Below are 1473 nucleotides of genomic sequence, written 5' to 3'. Positions count from 1 at the left end.
GCCATTGAAATATTGATAATCCTATCGGAATTATCAACATTCCAACACCACAGAATCATCATTATGAGATAATTAAAATATAAATATTAACTTTGAAGAACTAGGCTAGTGCTTTTCATAGGACACGGTGTTGCCATTAGTTTTTTATCCATTTTTATACCATCCTTTCCATTCTTCATTTTCTGGATAGGTCAATTCATAAATGACTTTTTCAGAATCAGACAGATTTTCTAAATAAACTAACAAATCATCTATATGTCCTTCTCCATATCCCATTCTCCAACCAATGCTATACCTGTCAATTTCGGGATGTGCTAACCAAGGTGGTAAAACTGGTTTTTCAAGAGCTTGAAATTCTCCAATTTTATTAATAATGTCTCTTGTTTCCATTAAAGCGTATCCGAGTAAATTCAGTCCATTCCAAAAGTATGGATTTTCAGCGTCTTCATTATTCTGTGCGAGTCCAATTCCCCAAATATTATCTACTGGACTTGCTTCAACCAATATTCGCTCGTTTGTATTTTTTAAAAATTCCGATAACTTCGGGTTTTGACTAAACTTGTGGAAATTACCTCTTACCACTATTTCAAATCTATTTTCTTCCCAAATTCGTTGATTGAAGTTTTTAACTTTTCTGCCAAGTTCTTTTACTTTTCCCGCTTTTGAGCTTTTGATTATTTGTTCGTAGATATCTTTGTCTTTAAACAACAAAGCCTTTTCAGCCATCATAAAATGTTCGGCTGTTTGATATTCAACTCCGTTAACCTTAAACTTGGATTCGTACCATTGACTGAAACAAGATTTAGTTATTAAATCAGATTTTGTGTGTCCCCAAAAAAGTAGGAATTTCAGGTTTTCTCCTGATTCAAATCGTTCAATTATTTTCTCGTTTGTATAGTTCATTCTAATTAATGGCAACGTTGATGTATATGGAAAGTTGCGTGTTTGTGTGCGAGGATTTTCCGAAGGAAAATCAGAAGCTAGCAAACAAAGCAACTAACATTGGTTTAGGATAAAACTAGCAATTTTTTATATACGGTGTTGTGTTTTCGTTGTTTTTTTTCTTACAGTTTTGGTACGTTGTCAAATTCTTTTTTTTAGCGTTTCGTTGATCAGTCCGCCGCAACAGTTGCGCACCGCTTTGGTCAGTCAGATGTTTTTTGATTTTCTATTCCGCAAACAAGCTAAAAGTCCGATGAGATTTTAATTTCACGTTTGAGTGAGAATCCAACGTAATATTTGAAGTTCCGCAATATTATTTTTCTGTTTTTACTTGCTTAAAATTCAAAAAAAAATCGAAAAATAAACTAGGTTTTTTTCTCGTTATGAGTGCGTTCCGCAATGAAACACAACAATTGTATAACCACAATAAGTACCAATTCTATTGTAGTTATATCGTTTATGTATGCAATATATTGCTTTTTAATAAAGTATCCAATGGACTTATGATGGTCTTGTTGTTAATTTCAATAG

Annotated in this window: 1 protein-coding gene; it reads right to left on the bottom strand. The window is 32.7% G+C overall.

Annotated features, from left to right (window positions below; genetic code table 11):
• Nucleotides 1–144: 144 nt before the first annotated feature.
• Nucleotides 145–903 (bottom strand): NADAR family protein, encoded by a 759-nt coding sequence (locus J8H85_RS18830; protein WP_209657244.1) that lies wholly within the window; start codon nucleotides 901–903, stop codon nucleotides 145–147.
• Between the last annotated feature and the right edge of the window lie 570 nt (nucleotides 904–1473).

Origin of the sequence: Mariniflexile gromovii (assembly GCF_017814435.1) — a bacterium.
GTDB lineage: Bacteria > Bacteroidota > Bacteroidia > Flavobacteriales > Flavobacteriaceae > Mariniflexile > Mariniflexile gromovii.
Note: the sequence above shows the minus strand (reverse complement) of the source record. Positions and strands in the feature narration are given on the sequence as shown.

What these genes read in the sequence shown, in the direction of transcription:
- J8H85_RS18830 (WP_209657244.1), bottom strand. Translation starts at nt 903, where the DNA reads ATGAACTATACAAACGAGAAAATAATTGAACGATTTGAATCAGGAGAA.